The 21,265-nt window shown below is 64.6% G+C and carries 25 protein-coding genes; 11 read left to right on the top strand and 14 right to left on the bottom strand.

What is annotated here, in order from left to right; translation table 11 throughout:
- Nucleotides 1–21 precede the first annotated feature (21 nt).
- Nucleotides 22–873: an SDR family NAD(P)-dependent oxidoreductase gene (locus AC1VNY_RS37330; RefSeq protein ID WP_482408910.1), complete on the top strand. Its 852-nt coding sequence runs from the start codon at nt 22–24 to the stop codon at nt 871–873.
- Nucleotides 874–1,192: 319 nt separating this feature from the next.
- On the opposite strand, the gene AC1VNY_RS37335 is transcribed toward AC1VNY_RS37330, so the two are convergent.
- Complete coding sequence (locus AC1VNY_RS37335; protein WP_304498685.1) at nt 1,193–1,573, bottom strand: hypothetical protein; 381 nt, start codon at nt 1,571–1,573, stop codon at nt 1,193–1,195.
- A gap of 342 nt (nt 1,574–1,915) precedes the next feature.
- Here AC1VNY_RS37335 and AC1VNY_RS37340 point away from each other — a divergent pair, with 342 nt between their 5' ends.
- Nucleotides 1,916–3,325, top strand: coding sequence for an aldehyde dehydrogenase family protein (locus AC1VNY_RS37340; RefSeq protein ID WP_411783966.1), 1,410 nt, complete (start codon nt 1,916–1,918; stop codon nt 3,323–3,325).
- A gap of 82 nt (nt 3,326–3,407) precedes the next feature.
- Nucleotides 3,408–3,983 carry a DUF2478 domain-containing protein gene (locus AC1VNY_RS37345; protein WP_482408911.1) on the top strand — a complete coding sequence of 192 codons (576 nt, stop codon included), beginning with the start codon at nt 3,408–3,410 and terminating at the stop codon, nt 3,981–3,983.
- A 249-nt stretch (nt 3,984–4,232) separates the two neighbouring features.
- Here the strand turns inward: AC1VNY_RS37345 and AC1VNY_RS37350 are convergent, their stop codons facing one another.
- From AC1VNY_RS37350 to AC1VNY_RS37390, 9 genes are all read right to left on the bottom strand, one after another.
- Nucleotides 4,233–4,439 (bottom strand): hypothetical protein, encoded by a 207-nt coding sequence (locus AC1VNY_RS37350; protein WP_069276011.1) that lies wholly within the window; start codon nt 4,437–4,439, stop codon nt 4,233–4,235.
- An 82-nt stretch (nt 4,440–4,521) separates the two neighbouring features.
- Nucleotides 4,522–5,085, bottom strand: coding sequence for a hypothetical protein (locus AC1VNY_RS37355; RefSeq protein WP_482408912.1), 564 nt, complete (start codon nt 5,083–5,085; stop codon nt 4,522–4,524).
- Nucleotides 5,086–5,106: 21 nt separating this feature from the next.
- Complete coding sequence (locus AC1VNY_RS37360; RefSeq protein WP_482408913.1) at nt 5,107–5,517, bottom strand: hypothetical protein; 411 nt, start codon at nt 5,515–5,517, stop codon at nt 5,107–5,109.
- Nucleotides 5,514–6,635: a GNAT family N-acetyltransferase gene (locus AC1VNY_RS37365; RefSeq protein WP_482408914.1), complete on the bottom strand. Its 1,122-nt coding sequence runs from the start codon at nt 6,633–6,635 to the stop codon at nt 5,514–5,516. The genes AC1VNY_RS37360 and AC1VNY_RS37365 overlap by 4 nt, the downstream gene beginning before the upstream one ends.
- On the bottom strand, nt 6,632–7,831 hold the full coding sequence (locus AC1VNY_RS37370; RefSeq protein WP_482408915.1) for a hypothetical protein: 1,200 nt from the start codon (nt 7,829–7,831) through the stop codon (nt 6,632–6,634). Before AC1VNY_RS37370 ends, AC1VNY_RS37365 begins: the two co-directional genes overlap by 4 nt.
- Nucleotides 7,828–8,703: a HesA/MoeB/ThiF family protein gene (locus AC1VNY_RS37375; protein ID WP_482408916.1), complete on the bottom strand. Its 876-nt coding sequence runs from the start codon at nt 8,701–8,703 to the stop codon at nt 7,828–7,830. The genes AC1VNY_RS37370 and AC1VNY_RS37375 overlap by 4 nt, the downstream gene beginning before the upstream one ends.
- A complete protein-coding gene (locus tag AC1VNY_RS37380) occupies nt 8,700–9,767 on the bottom strand; it encodes a hypothetical protein (protein WP_482408917.1) in 1,068 nt (355 codons plus the stop codon). Before AC1VNY_RS37380 ends, AC1VNY_RS37375 begins: the two co-directional genes overlap by 4 nt.
- A 408-nt stretch (nt 9,768–10,175) precedes the next feature.
- Nucleotides 10,176–10,451: a YiaA/YiaB family inner membrane protein gene (locus AC1VNY_RS37385; RefSeq protein WP_482408918.1), complete on the bottom strand. Its 276-nt coding sequence runs from the start codon at nt 10,449–10,451 to the stop codon at nt 10,176–10,178.
- 56 nt (nt 10,452–10,507) lie between these two features.
- Nucleotides 10,508–11,203 carry a PspA/IM30 family protein gene (locus tag AC1VNY_RS37390; RefSeq protein ID WP_028341290.1) on the bottom strand — a complete coding sequence of 232 codons (696 nt, stop codon included), beginning with the start codon at nt 11,201–11,203 and terminating at the stop codon, nt 10,508–10,510.
- Nucleotides 11,204–11,315: 112 nt separating this feature from the next.
- On the opposite strand from AC1VNY_RS37390, the gene AC1VNY_RS37395 reads away from it, so the two are divergent.
- The 3 genes from AC1VNY_RS37395 (at nt 11,316) to AC1VNY_RS37405 (ending at nt 13,793) form a co-directional block, all read left to right on the top strand.
- Nucleotides 11,316–11,924, top strand: coding sequence for a TetR/AcrR family transcriptional regulator (locus AC1VNY_RS37395; RefSeq protein WP_028341291.1), 609 nt, complete (start codon nt 11,316–11,318; stop codon nt 11,922–11,924).
- Between the two features lie 293 nt (nt 11,925–12,217).
- Nucleotides 12,218–12,427, top strand: coding sequence for a cold-shock protein (locus tag AC1VNY_RS37400; RefSeq protein WP_298371552.1), 210 nt, complete (start codon nt 12,218–12,220; stop codon nt 12,425–12,427).
- 232 nt (nt 12,428–12,659) lie between these two features.
- Nucleotides 12,660–13,793: an acyl-CoA desaturase gene (locus AC1VNY_RS37405; RefSeq protein WP_482408927.1), complete on the top strand. Its 1,134-nt coding sequence runs from the start codon at nt 12,660–12,662 to the stop codon at nt 13,791–13,793.
- A 27-nt stretch (nt 13,794–13,820) separates the two neighbouring features.
- Here the strand turns inward: AC1VNY_RS37405 and AC1VNY_RS37410 are convergent, their stop codons facing one another.
- A complete protein-coding gene (locus AC1VNY_RS37410) occupies nt 13,821–14,192 on the bottom strand; it encodes a cupin domain-containing protein (RefSeq protein ID WP_482408919.1) in 372 nt (123 codons plus the stop codon).
- A gap of 306 nt (nt 14,193–14,498) precedes the next feature.
- Here AC1VNY_RS37410 and AC1VNY_RS37415 point away from each other — a divergent pair, with 306 nt between their 5' ends.
- The gene (locus AC1VNY_RS37415; protein WP_050385270.1) at nt 14,499–14,783 is read left to right on the top strand and encodes a hypothetical protein; all 285 of its coding nucleotides are present in this window, start codon (nt 14,499–14,501) and stop codon (nt 14,781–14,783) included.
- A 68-nt stretch (nt 14,784–14,851) separates the two neighbouring features.
- Here the strand turns inward: AC1VNY_RS37415 and AC1VNY_RS37420 are convergent, their stop codons facing one another.
- Nucleotides 14,852–15,676 carry an amino acid kinase family protein gene (locus AC1VNY_RS37420; RefSeq protein WP_482408920.1) on the bottom strand — a complete coding sequence of 275 codons (825 nt, stop codon included), beginning with the start codon at nt 15,674–15,676 and terminating at the stop codon, nt 14,852–14,854.
- A 14-nt stretch (nt 15,677–15,690) separates the two neighbouring features.
- Nucleotides 15,691–16,503, bottom strand: coding sequence for an amino acid kinase family protein (locus AC1VNY_RS37425; RefSeq protein ID WP_482408921.1), 813 nt, complete (start codon nt 16,501–16,503; stop codon nt 15,691–15,693).
- 85 nt (nt 16,504–16,588) lie between these two features.
- Here AC1VNY_RS37425 and AC1VNY_RS37430 point away from each other — a divergent pair, with 85 nt between their 5' ends.
- Entirely contained in the window at nt 16,589–16,786 is a 198-nt protein-coding gene (locus AC1VNY_RS37430) for a hypothetical protein (RefSeq protein ID WP_482408922.1), read from the top strand.
- A gap of 114 nt (nt 16,787–16,900) precedes the next feature.
- Entirely contained in the window at nt 16,901–18,901 is a 2,001-nt protein-coding gene (locus AC1VNY_RS37435; protein WP_482408923.1) for a hypothetical protein, read from the top strand.
- A gap of 92 nt (nt 18,902–18,993) precedes the next feature.
- On the opposite strand, the gene AC1VNY_RS37440 is transcribed toward AC1VNY_RS37435, so the two are convergent.
- Entirely contained in the window at nt 18,994–19,971 is a 978-nt protein-coding gene (locus tag AC1VNY_RS37440; RefSeq protein ID WP_482408924.1) for a zinc-dependent alcohol dehydrogenase family protein, read from the bottom strand.
- 125 nt (nt 19,972–20,096) lie between these two features.
- On the opposite strand from AC1VNY_RS37440, the gene AC1VNY_RS37445 reads away from it, so the two are divergent.
- Both AC1VNY_RS37445 and AC1VNY_RS37450 read left to right on the top strand, forming a co-directional pair.
- Nucleotides 20,097–20,672 carry a TetR/AcrR family transcriptional regulator gene (locus AC1VNY_RS37445; protein WP_482408925.1) on the top strand — a complete coding sequence of 192 codons (576 nt, stop codon included), beginning with the start codon at nt 20,097–20,099 and terminating at the stop codon, nt 20,670–20,672.
- A gap of 140 nt (nt 20,673–20,812) precedes the next feature.
- Nucleotides 20,813–21,169, top strand: a complete 357-nt coding sequence (locus tag AC1VNY_RS37450; RefSeq protein ID WP_482408926.1) for a hypothetical protein — start codon at nt 20,813–20,815, stop codon at nt 21,167–21,169.
- Nucleotides 21,170–21,265: the final 96 nt, after the last annotated feature.

Consider the following 21,265-nt stretch of genomic DNA (forward strand, 5'->3'; position numbering starts at 1 on the left):
TATGTGTCCGGAGACCACCCGATGCCCCACCCCGTGATATCAGCCAATCATGTTGCCGTGATCACCGGCGGCGCCTCCGGCATCGGACTTGCCGCCGCATTGCGGTTCGCGCAGGCCGGCATGAAGGTCTGCATCGCAGACCTCGGCGATGACGGGCTCAAGGATGCTGCGACAAAACTGTCATCGGCGGCGCCGGGCGGCGCGGCTGATATCATGACGGCAGCGGTCGATGTCAGCCGCGCCGACGCGGTCGCAAGCTTGGAGGCCGCGGTCGCGAAAAAGTTCGGCGGCACCGACATCCTGATGAACAATGCCGGCATCCAGCCCGGCAGTGCGATGTTCGGGCCTGCGGACAATTGGCAGCGCATCCTCGGCGTCAATTTGTGGGGCGTGATCAACGGCACCCAAACGTTCGCGCCCAACATGATCAAGCGCGGCCGGCCGGGGCTGATCATCAACACCGGCTCCAAACAGGGCATCACCACGCCGCCGGGCGATCCCGCCTACAACGTTTCCAAGGCCGGCGTGAAGGCATTCACCGAAGCGCTGCAGCACGAGCTGCGCAACACCGCCGGCTGCAAGATATCGGCGCATCTCTTGATCCCCGGCTTCGTCTTTACCGGACTGACCGCGCGCGGCCGCACCGAGAAGCCGGCCGGCGCCTGGACGGCGGAGCAGACCGTCGACTTCATGATCGAACGCCTCGATGCCGGCGATTTCTACATCCTCTGCCCAGATAACGACGTGCCGCGCGCGCTCGACGAGCGCCGCATCCTATGGGCCGCCGGCGATATCGTCGAAAACCGCCCGCCGCTGTCGCGCTGGCATCCGGATTACGGCGATGCATTCGCCGCGTTCGTGAAGGGGAAGTGAGCCGCGGGGAATCGTAGGATGGGTAGAGCAAAGCGAAACCCATCATCTCTCCCGCGGCCAGCTATTTGATGGGTATCGCTTCGCTCCACCCATCCTACGCGGCTATTTATCCCGTCACCCTGAGGAGCGCGAAGCGCGTCTCGAAGGGTCGACGGCCCGACTAGGGCCGATTCATCCTTCGAGACGCCGCTTCGCGGCTCCTCAGGATGACGGTGATAGTCCGGGGCGTGGGTTGGCCGAGCGTAACCCACCTCTTCTCCCGCCGCGGCACAAATGGTGGGTAACGCCTTCGGCTAACCCACCCTACGAAGCTACGATCTTAATTCGCCCGCACCTGCACCCTTGTCGCCGGCTGCGCCACCAGCGCCTCGCCGAGCTCGCTCTGCTGGGCGCGCGGGATCGAGAAGCAGACGCTGAAGCCGTCCGACGTCTTCAGCGTCATCATGCCCTGCGCCGGATCGGTCGACTGCTCGATCACCCAGGAATCCAGCGGATAGGCGTAGCGCAAGGTCTGATCGCCGAAGCGGGTCTGCAGCGCCTTGCTGATCAGCCCGGGCAAGGTCATGACCAGCGCGCCGACCTGGTTGATCGACAGGCGGATGGTTGCGGGCTCGCCCTTGCCGTCCACGAAGCCCAGCGAAATCGCGCAGCCGTCGGACGCGACTTCGCAGGTGGTGAGCTCCTGGGTTTCGATCTGCATGCCGGCACTCCGGATCATCGTTATATTCCATCCAATATATCGCGAAGACGACCAGCGTCCAGCCCTTAAAAGTATAGCCGCGGCGGTGACCGGCAGAGGCGCGCGCGGCATTAGAATCTATTGAAGCCCGCGGTGCCCCGATTGACGCCGGGCGCGCAACCGCGAATAAATCAGCAGGAAGCTCAGGCTGATTTTTCTTCACGATTTTCCAGAGAATTCATTCGGTTCGGCAGTGTCGCGCGCGTGCCCTGAATGGCCGTGGCGTCCACGCCGCATCCGTGATATACACGTGAATATAGCGAGGTCCGCGAAGGACCCGTTTGACCAGGGAGAGCAAGGCCAATGAGTGATTACAAGCTTCTCATCGACGGCAAGATGGTACCCGGCGACCAGACCATGCCGGTGCTCAATCCGGCGACCGAAGAGGTGGTGGCGCAATGCCCGCGCGCCTCCAGGGAACAGCTCGACAAGGCTGTCGCCGCCGCGAAGGCCGCCTACCCGGCCTGGGCCGCCACGCCGATCGAGGAGCGCCGCAAGCTGATCATCAAGATGGCCGAGGTGATCGAGGCCAACGCCAACGAGCTCGCGCATATCCTGACCAGCGAACAAGGCAAGCCGCTCGCCGATGCCACCGGCGAAGTGATGGGCATGGCCGGCTTCTTCCGCTATCTCGGCTCGCTGGAACTGCCGATGCGCGTGATCGAGAATTCCGGCGACCGCAAGGTCGAGGCCTATCGCCGCCCGCTCGGCGTGGTCGGCGCGATCATTCCCTGGAACTATCCGCTGCTGATCCTCGCGTTCAAGCTGCCGTCGGCGCTGCTCGCCGGCAACACGCTGGTGGTGAAGCCCGCCCCCACCACGCCGCTGGCCTCGCTGCGCTTTGCCGAGCTGGTCAAGGACATCCTGCCGAAGGGCGTGCTCAACTTCATCGCCGACGCCAACGATCTCGGCGACCACATGACCAAGCACCCCGACATCCGCAAGATCTCCTTCACCGGCTCCTCGGCCACCGGCCAGAAGGTGATGGCGAGCGCGTCGCAGACCCTGAAGCGGATCACGCTCGAGCTCGGCGGCAATGACGCCGGCATCGTGCTCGACGACGTCGATCCGAAGAAGGTCGCGCCGGGCATCTTCGAGGGCGCGTTCCAGAACTCCGGGCAGGTCTGCCTCGCCATCAAGCGGCTCTACGTGCATGAATCCGTCTATGACGAGATCTGCAACGAGCTGGTCGCGATCGCAAAGAACACCGTGGTCGATGACGGCTCCAAGCAGGGCACGAAGCTCGGGCCGCTGCAAAACAAGATGCAGTACGAGAAGGTCAAGGCGTTCCTCGACGATGCCCGCAAGAACGGCAATGTGATTGCCGGCGGCGCCGCGATGGACCGCCCCGGCTATTTCATCGAGCCGACCATCGTGCGCGACATCAAGGAAGGCTCCAAGCTGGTCGACGAGGAGCAGTTCGGTCCGGTGCTGCCGGTCATCAAATATTCCGACAAGGATGACGTGATCCGCCGCGCCAACGCCACCACCTACGGCCTCGGCGCGTCGGTCTGGTCGTCCGACATCAAGCGCGCGCACGAGATCGCGACCCGGATCGAGGCCGGCACGGTGTGGATCAACAAGCACCTCGACATGGCCCCGAACATTCCGTTCGGCGGCGCCAAGCAGTCGGGCATCGGCACCGAATTCGCCGAGGAAGGCCTCGCCGAATTCACCCAGCTGCAGATCATCAACGGCCCGCCGGCCGCCTGACCCGCAAAACCTGCGGCCGCGACGCCCTGGCTCCCCTTGGCGCCGCGGCTGCCTCCCTCCTCCACAACGAACAGAGCCCGTCATGTTCGACGCCCAATGCGACCTCGCCGCCCTGGTCTATGACGCCACTGATGATCCCGACGCCATCCTGCGCGACTTCGCCGGCGATCTGAGAGCGCACGGCGCGCGCGTCGTCGGCATGGTGCAATCAGGCCAATGCGCCGATTCCAGCCTGTCGGCCGTGCTGGTGCATAGCGGCGAGACGCTGCTGCTGGCGCAGCCGCCGAGCCCGGATACCCGGAGCGCTGGCGCCACCGGCTGCAAGCTCGATCTGTCGCGGCTGCAGGCCGCCGGCATCCGCGTCGCCGACGCACTGGCTGAAGGCGCCGATCTCGTCATCATCAACCGCTTCGGCAAGCGGGAGCGCGACGGCAAGGGGCTTGGCTTCCTGATCGAACGCGCGCTCGGCGCCGACATTCCGGTCGTGATCGCGGTGTCGCGCGCGAGCTTTGCGGACTGGATCAAGTTCGCCGGCGGGATGAGCGTGAAGCTCGCCTGCGACCGCCACGCGCTCGATGCCTGGTGGCGCAGCGTCTCGCTGCGGGCCGCGGCCAAGATCGCACCGGATCACACCACGGTCTGCGAGGCGTTCAAGTAGAGTTGCTTCGTAGGATGGGTGGAGCGCAGCAATACCCATCATCTCGCCGCGCGGATGCAATTGATGGGTATCGCTTCGCTCCACCCATCCTACGCGACTACAACGCTATCACCGTCATCCTGAGGAGCGCGCTCTCGCGCGCGTCTCGAAGGATGCACGGCCCGGCCGGTGGCCGTCGATCCTTCGAGACGCCGCTTCGCGGCTCCTCAGGATGACGGGGCAATAGAACCAGACGCGTTAGGGGCTCGCTCAGAGCGTTTCCTGCTTGTGGTCGCAATTCTTGCAGGTGAACTTGACGCGGGACTGGCCCTTTTCCGCCTGCACCCGGTTCGGCGCACCGCATTTGCCGCAAACGGCCTCGATCCGGGTCATGCCCTGCTTGACGACGAGGTTCCGCTTTTCCATGGTCTCGCGGATGAGGCGTTCGGCCTCCTCGCGCAGCGATTGCTTCGACATCATCTCCACCGGTCGTTGGTTAGCGGGCGGCGTCATAGCACGACCGCGTGAAGTTTTGACAGCGGGGATTGCAGCTTAATTTTCAGACAATGAGCCGGTCAACCGGCAACCGGAAATGCCGCGGTTTGATCGGTTTTGACGGCCGGCCGATGCGGAACACGTTGACGAGGCGCAGATCGGCGCCAATGTTGCCGAGCCTTCGCAGCCGGTCGTTGAAATCAGGGTGATCGGCCAGCGCCGAAATCGGGCACGCCGCGAAACCGGCGCGATCGATCTCCAGCCATGCGCGGTAGAAATGCCGACCGGTCGTGAGTGGATCCTCACCGACGGGACGGCAAAACAGCACGATCGCCGATGCCGACGCGGTCTTGGCGCCGTCGGCAAGCAACGACGCGGCGAGGCCGAGACGATCGAGCGGCTTGAACAGGGTGCCGAGCACGTAGCGCGCGGCGGCGGCCTCGAGCGCATTCATGGCGAGCGCATCACGGTTGAGCCCGTCGAGCAGATAGCGCGGATGGCCGGGCGACAGCCGCATCCATGCGAGCAGCTCAGCCCGGTAGTCGTCGCCGCGGACAAAGGAGAATTCGGCCCGGTCGGCCCAGCCGGCGATATCGGCAGTCGCCCCGCGATCCCCAATGCAGATCACATCGTCGCGCGCGGCAGCCAGCTACGCCAGCGCCGCCGCATCGTCAGCCGACGCCGCGAACTTGCCGCGCCACGACATGCGGCGTGCCACGAGGTCCGCCAGCGGATCGGGCTCGGCTCCTTGCCTGATCGCAAAAGAGCAGAGCACGGAGAGTTGCGGCGACAGCGGCTGCTCGATCGTGGTCATGCCCGTGATTGCGAAGCCACGGCGGTTGAGCGCGAGGCTCATGCCCTCCAGCGCCGCGCCGTGCGACACCCGAACGTCGTGCCCCGCGGGGTCGGCGACCGGCGCGCGGACGCCGGTCGCGTCGACCAGCGCCAGTCGCGCGTCGTCGAGCAAGCGCCAGCGGGTCGGCTGGATGTTGTGGACGCTCGGCGCCAGCCGCGCCTCCGCGACCATCTCGCGCAGCAAATCCGGCGTCAGCTCGCTCATGCCGCGGCCAGCCGCTTGGTGAACAGATGCAGCCGGTGCAGCGGCGTTGCGCCGACCTTCTCGACCTGGCGCAGCGACGGACCGTTGATATCGGCGATCCAGGTGCCGCCCAGCGTGCGGTAGCCGGCCTCCTGCAACGCCAGCGCGGTGCGGTAGAGCATCGCGCCGTTGAGGCCGCGATTGTGCAGGTCGCGGCAGACCGACTGATAGATCAGCACCGCGCGCCTATTCATCACGCGGTGCTGCACGAATTTGACCGGCGCTGACAGCCCGACCCGGCCGCCGATCGCCTTGATCAGCGGATTGAGGTCGGGGATCGCGATGATCGCGCCGGCGGGCCGGCCACGGTGATAGACCACGGTCGAAATCCGCTTGTCGATGATCCACATCATGTCGCCGGCCTGGAACAGATATTCGGCGGCGGTCGGCGGCACGAACATCGGATTGTCGGCAAAGCCGTCATTGAGGATCAGCCGCGCATCCTCCAGCCGCACCTTGAAGGCGGAACGCTTGATCGGCTGCCAGACGAAATCCGGATCGGTGAGCACCGCGCGCTGCTTGTCGCCGAGCAATTGCTCCGGCTTGCCGCCATCGAGCGCGATCTCGAACGTCGTCATCGGGAAGGTCGCGGCATAGCCGGCGCGTTCGAGATGCGTTGCAATGTGCGGCGGCGACCACATCATGTCGGTGAACGGCGCATGGTCGAACCCGTCGGTCATCACGCCGATCTGCTGCATCGCCGTCAGATTGAAATTGCCGGCGACGCGGCTCATGCCGCGCGCCGACAGCCATTGCTCGGCGGCGCGCAGCAGCGCATCGGCCACCTCGACGTCGTCGATGCAATCGAAGAAGCCGAATGCGCCGTGGCGGGTGCCGTGCTTGCGGTTGGACGCGTCGTGGATCGAGGCGGCGATGCGGCCGACCGGCCGCCCATCGCGATGCGCCGAGAACAGCGCATAGCGGCCGTGGCCTTCGGTGACGAACGGGTTCTTCGCCGGATCGAACATCCGGTCGAAATCGCTCCACAGCGGCGGCACGTAGAGGCTGCCGCGCCCATAGGCATTGAGCGCGGCGTCGAATGCCGCCCTGCGGTCGCCCTCGCGGATCTCGGATGTCATTTGGCCTCCGGGGTCAACGCCAGCAGCCGGCGCACCAGCGCCAGTGCGGTTTCAGTGGCGGGATCGGCCGCGGTGACGGGCACGGCGAGCACGATCAGGTCGAGCGGATCATGCCCGAGCACGATGACATGGGAGGCGTTGTTGGCTGAGATCAGCGAGACCATGCGCTCGGCCGCGGGATCGGTCGGCGCCAGTCCCCACGGCGCGTCGGACCGCCGCAGCACGCGCCGCGCCGACAGGAAGTCGTGCAGCAGCGGCGGATCGTAGAGCGCGAGCTCGTTCTCGCGGAAGCGCCGCGCGCTTTCGAAGATCGGATGCCGCGCCAGCTCGGCGATCAACTGCTCGCGGGTCTGCGCCGGCGATGCCGCGACCGAATTGAGCACGCCCGGCTCCTGCGATTCGAACAGCGCGCGCAGCGCGTCCGTCATCAACCCGATGGTCAGCACGCCGGCGATCGCAACCGCGACGAAACGGACCATCTGCGCGGCGTCGACGTCGGGTGCCATGAAGGCAGCGGCGAGGCCTAGGAGGCCCGACGAGATCAGCCGCAGCGCCATCATCGCAAGGCCGTGCCGGCGGGTCTCGGCGCCGCCGCCGGCGATCAGCATCACGGTCACGGTGAGCAGCGCGCCCAGTGCGCCGAGCCGCACGGGGATATCAGGAAACAGCGTGCGGAAATCGGTGAGGATGAACGGGATCACGACCAGCGCGCCGACCGCCATGCGGCCGATGCTGCGGTTCTCCGAGGCCATCAGCGCGGCGCGATCCCGCGTCGCCAGCAGGAACGCGCAGGTGGCGAAGCCCAAGAGCTGGAACAGCGCCAGCGCGATCGCGTAAGGCATCGCCAGCCGTTGCAGCCCGAACAGGCCGCCAAGCCCGAGCAGGATGCCGCCCGCGAGCGCCGCGATCTTGACCGCGCGCGGCGCGTGGCGCCGCAAAATGCCTTCGGTGACGATCAGGGCGCCGAGCGGGACCAGCGAGGCCGGGATCACCGAGAGGCGGTCGAGCAGGCGGCTTCCGGTCCACCAGGCAAGACCGCGGTCGAGGAACAGGATCGCGATCACGCCGAGCGCGAGCAGCAGGCGGCGCGTCAGCGGGCTCCTCGGATCGCGCCGGTAGAACGTCATCATCGCCACGGCGAGCCCGATGGCGCCGCACAGATTGACGATGGAATCGGCGATCACCCCGGAGGTCATTTGCTGCCAGTCAGTTCATCGATGGCCCGCCGCACCAGCGGACGCATCAAGGCGGCGACGAGCGCATTGCGCGGCTTCTCGATCGCGGGCCGATACGGATTGAGGAACCAGCCGCGGCAATCGGTGCCCGAGGTGCGGCCGAGGATCAGCGCGACCGCCTCATAGGCCATCAGCATGCCGGTCGAGATCACCATCGGCGCGAACGACATCCGGCTGCGGCGGCCCGCCGCGACTTCGCCGGCGACGGCGAGGTCGACATAGTTGCGCGACGAGGAGTGCAGCATCACGTGCTCGATCTCGGCGCGCATCGCGGCGCGGCGGTCGTCCTCGGTGATATCGGTCCAGTCCTTGCCAAGGGTCGGGAAGCCGAGGCGCTGCTCGGGCCGCGGATCATGCGGACGCACCACGATCACCGACGGCAGCGGCGACATGTAGGCGTCGATCACGGTTGCATCGGCGCGCTTCGCGGTCCGGTACAGATGAACGCCGGCGGCGATATCGTCCATGCCGTTGACGATGACCGGGCACTGCGCGGCGATCGCGGCGAGCTCGCTGGTCCAGTTCTCGCCAAGCACCTCGATCTCGATGGTCGGATTGATGCGCCTCGCCGCTTCGGCGGCGACCGCCGCCTTCTCGCGCCCGACCTCGTCGGCGAAGGCGAACACCTGGCGGTTGAGGTTGGAAACCTCAAAGCGGTCGATGTCGGCGATCACGAATTTGCCGACGCCGGCGCGCGCCAGCGCCATGAAGGCCGCGCCGCCCATCCCGCCGACGCCGCAGACGAACACCCGCGCCTGACGCAGCAGCTGCTGCTCGTGCTCGTCGATGAAGCCGATATTGCGGCCGGTGAAGGAGTAGTAGTCGAAATTCATCGCGCGGCCCCGCTATCCTGCTTGCGCGGACGCAGCGTGCCGAAGGCGCGGCTGTCGTCCATCCAGTAGACCACCGGCAGCACCAGCCGCTGCAGCGCCAGCATCGCGGACGCCGCGAGCAGCGACGGCAGCGAGCCCGAGGGCACCTCGCTCATGAGATAGCGGCGCGCGCCGGCAAGATCGACGCGGCCGATCTGCAGCACGTCGTCGCCGCGCGCGTAGTCCAGCTCGCGCGCGCAAAACTCGTTGTAGACGGCATTGCGGTGCTTCGGTGCGATCTCGAAGGTCTTCTTCAGCGCGTCCGAGCCGCCGGTATAGGCGTTGGTGATGACCGAGCGCGCCTCGTCGAACCCGGCCTCCTCGCCGACGCCGAACACCGCGCGATGCCTTGCCATGATGCCGCGCGCCAGCTGCAGATGCGCAAAGCTCTGCCGCGCGCCCGGCAGCGGCGACGGGTAGACGTCCGAGAACGTGTCGCTGACCATGCCGACCACCGCGGGCACCTGGGTGACGTTGGAGATCCATTTCGGCCGCAGCCCGTCGCGGGCGAACAGCACCAGCGCGGTCAGGCCGTAGAGCACCCAGGACAGCCCCTGCCCGCGCACATCGGGATCGACCATGACGAGGCCGAGATGGGTGACCTCGGCCGGCTCGCCGTCGAGCGGCACGTCCATCACCGACAGCGCGTTGAAGGCGATCGGCCGCCCGGTGTCTTCCTCCGAGATCAAGGTGACGACGGCGCGCGACAGCCGCTCGGGTTCACCGGAGAAGATGCCATAGGTCAGGCTCTCCTCGGGCAGCGTCTTGGCGGCGACGATCCGCAGCTGCTCGACCAGCGCGTCGAGCTCGTCCCTCGGCAGCGACAGACCGGGCGATTCGACGATGCGGGTGCGCTGGCCGGCCTGGGTGCGCAAGCTGAGATCGATGGTCGGCTGCGACAGCGCCTTCAGCCAGAAGCCGCCATGGCTGCGCAGACCGTCAAAGGCGGCGCGTGCCTTGCCGAGGTTCTTAACAAGGTTCTTGCTGCCGCGCGAAGCCGGCGTGGGATTGTCCGTGGACGCCATTTCTCTGTCCCTCGGGCGCGATCTCTGCACTCATCCCTGTTAAGGAGCCATGAGCGCAACCTGACGCTGTTAGCCGCAGGGTAAACAAGGCCTTCCGGAAACGGAACAAGTTGGCCGTAAGAGCTGGCAGTCTATCCACCCGTCATTGCGAGAAGTGAAGCTCGTGGCTGCAGAGCGCCAGCTCCTTCACCGTCACCCCCGCGCAACGGCTTCGCCGTTGTCGCTGGAGGAGCGCGGAACGCGCGTCTCGAAGGGTCGACGGCCACCAGCCGGGCCGTGCATCCTTCGAGACGCGCTACGCGCTCCTCAGGATGACGGGACCGCCAAGTCTGGCGCCCGATCGGCGCAAAGCGTTTTAGGCAAAAGCGGCGAGTGCGAAACACCCGCCGCTTCGTCCAGGCAGCCATCTCACGCCGCCTTGGAGACTTCCATCAGCAGGCGTTCGGCCTTGGCGTCCTCGATGCGGTTCACGAACTTGCTGCTCTCGTAATTGTCGCGCACCGTCTTGGTCAGTGTGACGCAGGTCTGGATCAGCATCACGATGCCCATCGTCAGATAGCCCTTCATCCAGAGGTCGATCGGCAGGAAGAACACGCCGATGGCGACGAGGAAGGCGGAGGCTGCGAAGGACGCGTAGGTGAAGGTAACCCAGCTGCTGCTGTGGGGTTGGATGGTCTGGTTCATGGTAATCTCCTTGATGTTGCGAAATTTGACGAAGGATCAGTTTCAGGCTTGAGGTTTCAGGCTGCGTTCGGGCGCTTGGCTTTCAGCCGCGCCAGCACGTCGTCGGCGGTCGATTTCATGCGCGGGCCAAAGCCCTGCTCGGCGAGCTTCTCGGCGGTGGCTGATGGTCCCGCGGCGGCGTCGATCTCGATCAACGCCTCGTCGGCGGCCTGGATCTCCATCTGCCGCTCGCGCAGCCGCTTCAGCGTCGCCTCCGCTTCCGGCAGCGTCGACTCGTAGGGGCGCGCTGCCTCGATGCCGCTCCGGCGCAGCGAACGCACCGCTTCCGAGGCACGGGCCAGCCGGCGGCCGCGGTCGAGCTCGGCGATGCGCGCCTCGGCGTTGCCGACATGGCGCTTCAGCCGCGTGATCTCGGAGGCGAACAGCGCGCGTGCGGTCATCGCGGCATCGCGCTCGGCTTCGAGATTGGCGATCGCCTGCGCGGCTTCGCGGGCGAGGTCTTCCCGGCCGCCCTCGAGTGCCGCCGACGCGCGCACCTCGAGATCGGCGATCCGGGCGTTGGTGGCGTCGAGCCGCCGGCCCTCCTGCTGGTCGCCGGCGATCGCCAGCGCCAGGGTCCGCTTCGAGCGGTCGACGGCGGCGGCGGCATCGCGCATCTGCTGGTCGAGGATGACCAGCGCGGTCCGGTCTTGCAGTTCCTCCTCCGCTGCTGCCACGCTGCCGCGGAAAAGAGTGAAAACAGTTTTGAACATTTGGTCGCTCCCTGTTATGAGCATCGCTCATGAATCTCTTGTACCACATAATGAGCGACGCTCAAGAATTATTTGAGCATCGCTCAAAGTGACGGTTAACGAAGGATCAAAGATGTCCAAGGCATTGGAACGACGAGCAAAACTGCGCGAAGCGCTGATCGAGGCGGCGGAACGGGCGATTGCGGCAAAGGGTCTCGGTGGCCTGAAAACCCGCGAACTGGCCCAGGAAATCGGGGTCGCCAATGGCGGCGTCTACAATCTGGTCGAGGATGTCGACGAGCTGATCCTGCGCGTCGGCTCGCGCACGCTGGCGCGGCTCGATGCGTCGCTGTCGCTGGCCGAGATCGGCGGGGCTGCGGCGCCGCGCGAGATGCTGGTGCGGATCGCGGTCGCCTATTGCGACTTCGCCGCCGACAATCTCGAACTGTGGCGCGCGCTGTTCGAGCATCGCATGCAGCCCGGCAAGCCGGTGCCGGAATGGGCGATCACCGAGCAGATGGAATTGTTCCGCCACATCTACAAGCCGCTCGCCGCATTGTTTCCGCAGCGTTCGCCGGCGCAACTCGGCGTCACCGCGCGCAGCCTGTTCTCCGCCGTGCATGGCATGGTCGCGCTCGGGCTGGAGCACAAGCTGATCGCAGTGCCGATCGGCGCATTGCGCAGCGAGATCGCAACGTTGACGCGCGCGATGGTCGACGGGCTGACGGCGAAGAAGGATTAGGGCGTGTGCACGTAACCGCGATGTCCCTGCTGCGCGGTCAGGCAGGCTTGCCGCTGCGCTCCATGAATTACAACCATTCACAGGGGAATGGAGCGGTCGAGGTCAGAAAGGGAGGAAAGCCACTTGCCGAATGATCGAACTGTAGCCATATACCTCGGATGGAGTTTCGGCCGAACGACTTGGCCTCGCCGCTGATAGCGTGCCTGACTGACGACCCTCACCCCCTAAACTTCGAATTCGCCTGCTGCGCTCGTGAGTGCGGCTCCAAACACGCATCTATAGGACGATTTTCCATGAGCATGGGAACTGTGAAGTGGTTTAACGGCCAGAAGGGTTTCGGCTTCATTCAGCCGGACGATGGCGGCCAGGACGTTTTCGTTCATATCAGCGCAGTCGAACGCGCCGGCATGAGCACCCTCAACGAGGGTCAGAAGGTGTCTTTTGAAATCGTTGCAGACCGCCGGACCGGCAAATCTGCTGCGGACAATCTACGCGCGGTGTAAGCTGCGACAATCGGCCATGCTGCTTTGACCACGGATGAACTGGCAAAGCCTCTGGTTACGCGACCCCGCGACTGGTCACCCGGCCGCGGGGTTCTCTTTGTCAACACCGCGCGTGATGCCCGCCAGGATCAGGACTTGAACCGTCCGCCTGCGAAACGGCCTGCGCATTGAAGCAGCCGAGGTCGCGAGCGTGTCCACCAATATCGATCCAGATCAGCAACACGACGACATCATGTACCCGCAGGTCCTCCCGTTTCTGCTGGTGCACGCAGGATGTCTGGCGGCGGTCTGGACGGGCGTCTCATGGCAGGCGACTGCAATTTGCGTCGCCCTATACTGGCTGCGCATGTTTGCGATCACCGCCGGCTATCATCGGTACTTCTCGCACCGGGCTTACTCAACAAGCCGGACGTTTCAATTCATCCTTGCATTCCTTGCCCAAAGCAGCGCTCAGAAAAGCGTCCTTTGGTGGGCCGCGAAACATCGACATCACCATCTTCATTCGGATACCGAGCAGGATGTGCATTCGCCGGGGCATAAAGGCTTCGTGCACAGTCATCTCGGGTGGATCTTTTATCGACAGCACGATGCAACGGATCTGACGAAAGTTTCGGATTTCGCCTCATATCCGGAGTTGATGTGGCTGCACAGATTGGAGGTCTTGCCGGCGATCGTGGTCGCAGGTCTGTGCTTCCTCATTGCCGGATGCCCGGGGCTGGTGGTCGGTTTCTTCTGGAGCACCGTGCTGCTGTATCACGCAACGTTTTGCATCAACTCCCTCGCACATGTTCACGGACGCAAGCGGTATGTTACGGGCGATGACTCCCGCAACAATTGGCTGCTGGCTCTGTTTACGATGGGTGAGGGTTGGCACAACAATCATCACGCCTATCAAAGTAGTGCGCGGCAAGGCTTCCGGTGGTGGGAGATTGACGTGACCTATTATGTCTTGGTGGCCTTGTCCTGGCTCGGCATTGTCTGGGATCTGAAGGCGCCGCCCATGCAGGTCCTGCGCAATGAGCAGCGCTTGGGATCGCGTGTGATCAAGCGAACGGCTGAGCAGCTCGCTGGTCGCTTCAATCCCGAATACATCGCGCTGGCTATCAAATCGTCGGTCCACGAAACCGGACTGTCGGTGCGGGAAGCGCTTGCTCTGTTGCAGCATCGTGCCGACTTGCATCTGCCCAGCATACCAACGCGTGACCGGTTGTTGGCTGAAGCCCAGGCCATGTTCGCGAAGACGAGTTCGTTGGACGACATTGTCGACCGTGCACATGAACTCCTGGTGGAATCGGTTTGCCTCCTGCTCGCCGTTCCACCTCCGCTGGCTGGCGCAAACCCGAAACCTCAAGCGAGCCAGCGGTAGTATTTTGCCTCTGGCCTTTTCGCAACCTCACGGCTCGATCGTGTAGGCGCGCCCGGGCTCGAGCGCGTAGATCGTCAGGAAGCGCAGCGGCCGGTCCGGATCGCAATTGCGAAACAGCGTGTGCGGAACGTCGGACCGATCCTGCAGGGTCTCGCCTGCCCGATACTGGCGTGGCGCCTCGTCGCCATAGGCGGACTCGGCAACGCCTTCGACGATGAAGACCACGCCGCCAACGGGGTGGCGGTGCAGCGGAGCGACCCCGCCGGGCGGATAGGTCACCTCGGCGACGACAAGCTCGCGATCATCGCCGGGCAAAGCGAGACGCTCGAGGGTCTTGCGGGTGACGCCGGCAAACCCGGCTGGTTGAGCGTTTGCCTGACCGTCGTTGCTTTCAGCCATTGGAACCCTTCCCTGTCACGCGCGCCTTTGCCCCGATCAGATCAAGGCTGCGATGAGTATGGGGGCGCTTCAACGACGCAACAAGCGCCCAGGCATTTCAACACATGTCGCGCGGGCGAGGCGAAGCCCTTGCCACCCCTGCTCCCACGTTGCAGGATTTCTGCGCCGAGAACCTTCAGCAGTGGGCCTTGCATGAAAACGAGTATCGTCACGACACGGTTGTCGACGGCAGCCGCTTCGGCGTTCATCTTTGCGGCATCAAGTGTCGTGCCAGCGTCTTCGGCGCAGCCCGTGCCGGAATGCTCGATGTCGATGACATTGGCGGATTGGGGCGAGAATTCGTCCGGCGACATCGACGTCGCGTCAGGCCAAAGCTGCCAGATCCCGATCGGAATCCGCGGCACGGTGACGGACTCGTCCATCTCGCAGAAGCCGGCCTACGGCAAGCTGAAGAAGATCAACGCATCGACCTTCGAATACAGGGCGAAGGCCAAGTACAAGGGCAGCGACACGTTTGCCATCAAGGCAACAGGCCAGGGGCCGAAGGCATCCGGCACCTCGGTCATCACCGTGCACGCGACGATCAAGTAGTCGCCGCCCCATCATCGCAGTGGATTGGCGCGCGCCGCAAAACACGGCGCGCGGCCATTGCGGCCGTATCAGGCCGGCCGTGCGCCGGTGCGGATGATCGATCCGACATGCTGGCCGCGCAGCGCCGCGGTGAGCCGGCCGGGAACGAGGCCGTTCACGACCTGCACGCGTTCGATATGCCGCGCATTGGCCATCACCTCGATCAGCGCAGGATCGAACGGCAGCGTGCCCTTCAGCTTCGCAAGCTCGGCGAGGCTGGCCTCGCGCAGCAACTGCGCCTTCTTGCCCTCGGGACCATTCGGATCATCGGTGTAGACGCCGTCGACGTCCTCGACGATCGTCAGGCCGGCGGCGCCGAGCGCATCGGCAATCAGGAACGCGCCGGTGTCGGCGCGATGCAACGGGATGCGCGAGACCGGGAATTCATGATGGTGATAGGGCGGAAACGCGCTGCCCACGACAGCGCGGGCCGCGGAGAGATGGATCGCAAGCTGGCTCGCGATGGTCGGATGCTCGATATAGGACACGCCCTCCGGCGCGAGCAGGCAGGCCAGGATATGGCCATTCTGACCGGCCTCGCTGGCGGCGAGCGGCGCGAGCGAGCCGACCGGCAGGCCGAGATCGAGGCCGACGCTGTAGAGATGGCGGGCGCGGATGCCGGCGCCGGTCAGGATCAGCAGGCGGTGCTCGGGCAGCAGTGCGCGCAGCTCGGCGACGATCGGCAGGATCGCTTCATGGCCGCGATCCATGATGGAGCGGCCGCCGATCTTCACCACCTGCACCCAGGGCAGCAGCGGGATCGGGCGCCCGCCGGCAACCGGACGGGTGAGATCGCTGTCGAGCAGGGTCTGGCGCGCGAGCGGCGAAGCGACGTGCTTGATGGTGTCATCCATGGTCGTGTCTCTGCTCAGTTCGCGGTGATGATGGTGCCGACATGCTCGCCCGCAAGCGCACGGGTGAGATTGCCGGGGACGAGGCCATTGACGACCTGCACCTGGCGGACATGGCGCGCGGTGGCGAGCAGGTCGAGCACCGGGAATTCGAGGATCGAATCCTGCAATCCCTTGGCCTTCATCTCGGCGACCGAGATTTTCGGGATGAAGGTCGCGCCCTTCGAGGTCTTGGGGTTCGCAGTGTAGAGGCCGTTCTCGTCCTTCACATAGATCATCGCCTTGCAGCCGAACTGTTCGGCGACCAGGAAGCATCCGGCGTCGGTGCGGTAGGGCGGGATCATGCCCTCGGATGCCGGCCGCATCCAGAGGCCGTAGGGCGGCATGCCGCTGAAGATCACGGCGTTCACCTCGGCGAGATAAAGCGGCACTGCCGAAAGCCCGGCGCCGCTGACCGCGGAGATGCCGTGCTTGGCGAGCAGCTGGCCCAGCATCACCGCGTTCTGGTCCGCAACCGAGGCGCCGAGCTGCGAGAGCACGCCGGCCGGCAGCCGAAGCCCGGCTGCGATCGAATAGAGGTGCCGGGCGCGGGTGCCCGCGCCGGTGCCGATCAGGATCTTGTGCGCCTTGCGGGCCGCGACGATCTCGTCGACCAGCGGATAGACGGCGGCGCGGCCGCGGTCGATGACGCTCTGCCCGCCGATCTTGATCACCGTGGCATCCGGCAGGATCCGGAAGTCCGATGCCGCCTCCGCCGTCGCCAGAAGCTGCGGATCGGTCAACGATCGCTGCATCAGCAGCGCTTCAAGCTCCGCCGTCGTGTTCGCCATGAGAACGTTCCCTATCTCCAAATGCGCCGGGCATTGCTTGCGTCGGCTCGCGCGGTCCGATCCGGTCTTCACCAATGACTCGCAGATGCATCCGAGCCGCACTGGTAACGGCAAGCCGGGCGCGTCTCAAGCCGCAACGGCAGGGCGAGGCCGTTCGGAACCGGATACCTATGACGTTTTGCCGCAGGCGAGTAAACCGATGGGTGTGACACCCATCATAGATGCTGCACTCAAACTCTGCGATCCTGATTTTGATATTAACGATTTCTTTGGAATGCGCTGATCCCAGCCGAATGACACTGGACCAGGAATAGCCCGCCTCACGGTCCAAAATTGATTGCCTTGCACCTTGGAAATTAGCCGGTCTCGACCGGCGCACCCCACGAGGACGCAAACCATGGCCAATACCGCACCGGTCGTCACGATTGGCAACCACAGCCTGTTGTCCAATCACTGGCAAAAAATACAGCCATGGCTCACTTATTCCGACGCCGATGGCAATTCCGCGGTCAGTTATCAGTTCTTCGACAGCGGTACGTCCGCGACCAGCGGCTACTTCTGGACTCCAACCAATTCCCACTGGGACGCCAACACCATCATCGACGTCGCGGCGTCTGACCTCTCCGAGGTGTGGTTGCGTTCCGGTTCGGTCAGCGGCTCGGAAACGCTGTGGGCACGTGCCTTCGACGGGACTGCCTGGAGTACCTGGACGTCGTTCACCTTCACGACGATTCCGAACAGTACGCCGGTTGCCACGATCAGCGACCAGTCGCTGCATATCAACACATGGGTGCAAGCCACGGATTGGCTGAATTACACCGACGCCAACGGGGATGCCGCCACCAAATACCAATTCTGGGACAGCGGCACGTCAGCAACCAGCGGCTACTTCTGGACTCCAAGCAATTCCCACTGGGACGCCAACACGACGATCGAGGTATCGGCGGCCGAGCTGGCCGATGTCTGGATCCGCGGCGGTTCGACGACCGGCGCCGAGACGCTGTGGGTCAGAGCGTTCGACGGATCGGACTGGGGCAACTGGGACAGCTTCACGCTGACGTCAACGAACTCGACCCCCGTCGCGACGATCGGCGATCATTCCACGCACATCGATCAGTGGGTTACCATCAGCAGCTGGCTGACGGCGACGGATGCCGATCATGATGCGATCACGAAGTACCAGTTCTGGGACAGCGGCACGTCTGCCACCAGCGGCTACTTCTGGACTCCAACCAATTCCCACTGGGACGCCAACACGACGATCGAAGTCTCGGCGGCCGACTTGGCCGACGTCTGGGTGCGAGGCGGCTCGACGACCGGTTCCGAGACGATGTGGGTCAGAGCATTCGACGGAACGGGCTGGGGCAACTGGGACAGCTTCACGTTGACGTCGACGCCGAACACGGCGCCGGTCGCGACGATCAACGACCAGTCGCTGCACGTCAATCAATGGATCAAACCGCAGGGCTGGCTCACTGCCACCGATGCCGAAGGTGACACGATCACCAAATACCAGTTCTGGGACGGCGGCGCGGGGACGACCAGCGCCTATTTCTGGACGCCCGACAATTCCCACTGGGCTGCCAACACGACGATCGACGTTTCGGCATCCGATCTGGCCAATCTGTGGATTCAAGGCGGCTCGACCACCGGTTCCGAGACGATGTGGGTAAGGGCATTCGACGGTGCCGCCTGGAGCAATTGGGACAGCTTTACTCTGACGTCGACGAATACGGCTCCCACCGCGACGATCAACGATCATACCCTGAACGCCGCGCAATGGGCGCAGCTCGTCAACTGGACGACGGCATCCGACGCCGATGGCGATGCAATCACCCAATACCAGTTCTGGGACGGTGGCTCGGCCGCCAACAGCGCCTATTTCTGGACGCCGGCCAATTCACACTGGGCAGCCAACACGGTGATCGACGTTCCGGCGTCCGATCTGTCCAGCATCTGGGTGCAAGGCGGCACCGCCGGCGGCTCCGAGACCATGTGGGTCAGGGCGTTCGACGGCACCGCCTGGAGCAATTGGGACAGCTTTACGGTGACCAGCCTGGCAAACCACGCACCCGTCGCTTCGATCAGCAATCAGACTTTGCACGTCAACGAGTGGAGCCAGGTCGGCAACCTGTTGTCCTATTCCGACGTCGACGGAAATCCCGCGGCCGCATACCAGTTTTGGGATGGCGGCAGCAACGCCAACAGCGGCTATTTCTGGACCTCTGCGAACTCCCATTGGGCAGCCAGCACCGTGATCGACGTCAATGCCGCCGACCTCGATGACATCTGGATGCGTGGCGGCGCCACCACCGGCACTGACAGCATGTATGTGCGAGCGTACGATGGCATTGACTGGGGTGCGTGGCACGCGTTCACGCTCTCGACCATCGTCTAGCTGCCCGGCTTGCCGCGATTTCGGTCCACCTCTCCCCCTCGGAGAGGTGAACCGTCGGCGCGGTTTACAGCTCAACCTAATCTCATCGTGCTCTAGCTTGGCGTGAAGATCACCTTGCCCTTGAATGCCGACGCCTGCGCGATCGCCTGCGAAAAATCCTCGAGGCGATAAGTTCCGACCACCGGCGCGCTGATCGCGCCCGATGCGACCATCGGCACCAGATGGTCGTACATCCCGGCCAACGCTTCATCCGTCGCAGTCTTGCCCCAATGGCCGAGCCAGAAGCCGCGCACCGACACCTCGTTGAAGATCACGCTCAAGGCCGAGCCGGAGAACGGCTGGCCGCTCATCGCGCTGTAGATCACCAGCACGCCCTTTGGGGCGAGGCAGTTCATCAGGTTCAAGACGGATGAACCGCCAACGACGTCAAGCGCCAGCTGGATCGGCGCCCGACCCGTTTCCCTGGCGACGCGCTTGGCGAGATCCGGCCCGTCGAGCAGCACGATATCGCCGCCGATCGCCTTGACCTCATCCACGACCTCCTCGCGCCGGACGATGTTGACGGTCTTGAGCCCGAGCGATCTGGCGATTGCGATCACCGCGCGGGCCGTCGCCGAGTTGGCGCCGTTCTGGATCACCCAGCCGCCGGGCGCGACTTTCACGAAATCGGTCAGCAGCAAATAGGCGGTGGCCGGGTTGACCCCGATCATGGAGAGCTGCCGGACGTCGGCATTCTCGGGCAGCGGACGCTGCCATGACGCCGTGAATTTGACCCGCTCGGTCCAGGTCGGGACTGTGAACGGAATCAGCGTGCGGTCGCCTTCCTTCAGGTTCCTCACCTGTGATCCTCTGGCGACGACCCTTCCAACGCCCTCGATCCCGAGAGTGGCCGGCGGCGACGGCAGATAGCCGTATCGCCCGGCGATGATCATGAAATCCGAATTGTTGATCGGCGCGGCCTCCACCGCGACCACGACCTCGTCGGGGCCGGGGCTGCCCACGTCCGGCACCTCGTTGAGCTTGACCACCTCCGCAGCACGTCCGAACGCAACGACCTGAACAGCTTTCATGGCGTGACCTCCCGATTTCATTATGTACTTCTAAGTACAGAATAGAGATTACGTCAATAGCCGGACCTGCCTTCACGGCAAGGTGAAGGCTTCACATCCGACGCGAGAGTACATAAAAGACGGATATGGCAAGGCCGCGCAGCTTCGATCCGGACGATGTCCTGGAAATCGCCCGCCAGATGTTCTGGCAGAAGGGCTTTCAGGCGACCTCGCTCGACGACATCACGGCGGCGAGCGGCGTCGCGAAACCCAGCCTCTACGCGGCGTTCGGCGACAAGAACGCGTTGTTCCTGAAGGTGCTGGACCGCTATCACGACGGCATCCTCGGCTGGGCCGAGCGCGTGCTGGCGCAGCCGGGGCCCGCGCGGGACGTCGTCAAGCAGTGGCTTACCGGCTTCATTCCTTATTGCTCGGGCGAGAAGGGACAGCGCGGCTGCCTGTCGATCAATTCCGCGACCGACGGCTCGCTCGACCAGGTCGAGCTCCGCAAGAGCATCGAGCGCTACAACCGGCGGCTTGAAGAGCTGCTGCGCACGCGGCTGCGCACCGATCGCGCCCAGTTCAGCAAGGGCTTCGACCCTGACGTGACCGCCCACACCATCATGGTGGTGCATGCCGGATTGCTGGCACTCGCGCACCAGAGGCCGGATTCGAAGCAGGTGAAGGCCGTGATCGACCAGGTGATGAGCCTGCTCGCCTGAGCTTGTCAGCTCCCGGCCTTCCCGCAGCGCCCCGCGCTCTCACGAATGTGATGATATGACGATCATCATTTTATTGATGTCCTGATCCCGATGACCATGTCCGGGTTGGCTGTCATGGGCTTTCCGGATTTGAGGATCAGATGAACAAACGGTTTTGGCGTGCGACGCTCGTTGCAGTCACCGCCCTCTTGGCGAAGCCGGCGATCGGCCCGGCGCAGGCCCATGATCACCAGCAACCCGAGTTGAACGGCTGGTATGAGAGCCTGCGCAGCGTCAAGGGCCCCTGCTGCGACGGCAGCGACGCGAAGCGTGTCGATGACGCCGATTGGGACACCAAGGACGGCCACTATCGTGTCCGCCTCGAGGGTGAGTGGGTCGACGTTCCCGATGAGGCCGTCGTCGCCGGACCGAACCGTGCCGGCCGCACCATGGTCTGGCCGTATTATCTGGACGGGCACCCGAGGCCACGCTGCTTCATGCCGGGCAGCATGGGCTGAGCATGATGCAGTCAGTTCGATCAATCTCACGACGCACTGACTCCACCTCCCCCGCTTGCGGGGGAGGTCGCATCGCATCAAAGATGCGATGCGACC

Source organism: Bradyrhizobium ferriligni, from assembly GCF_056837965.1.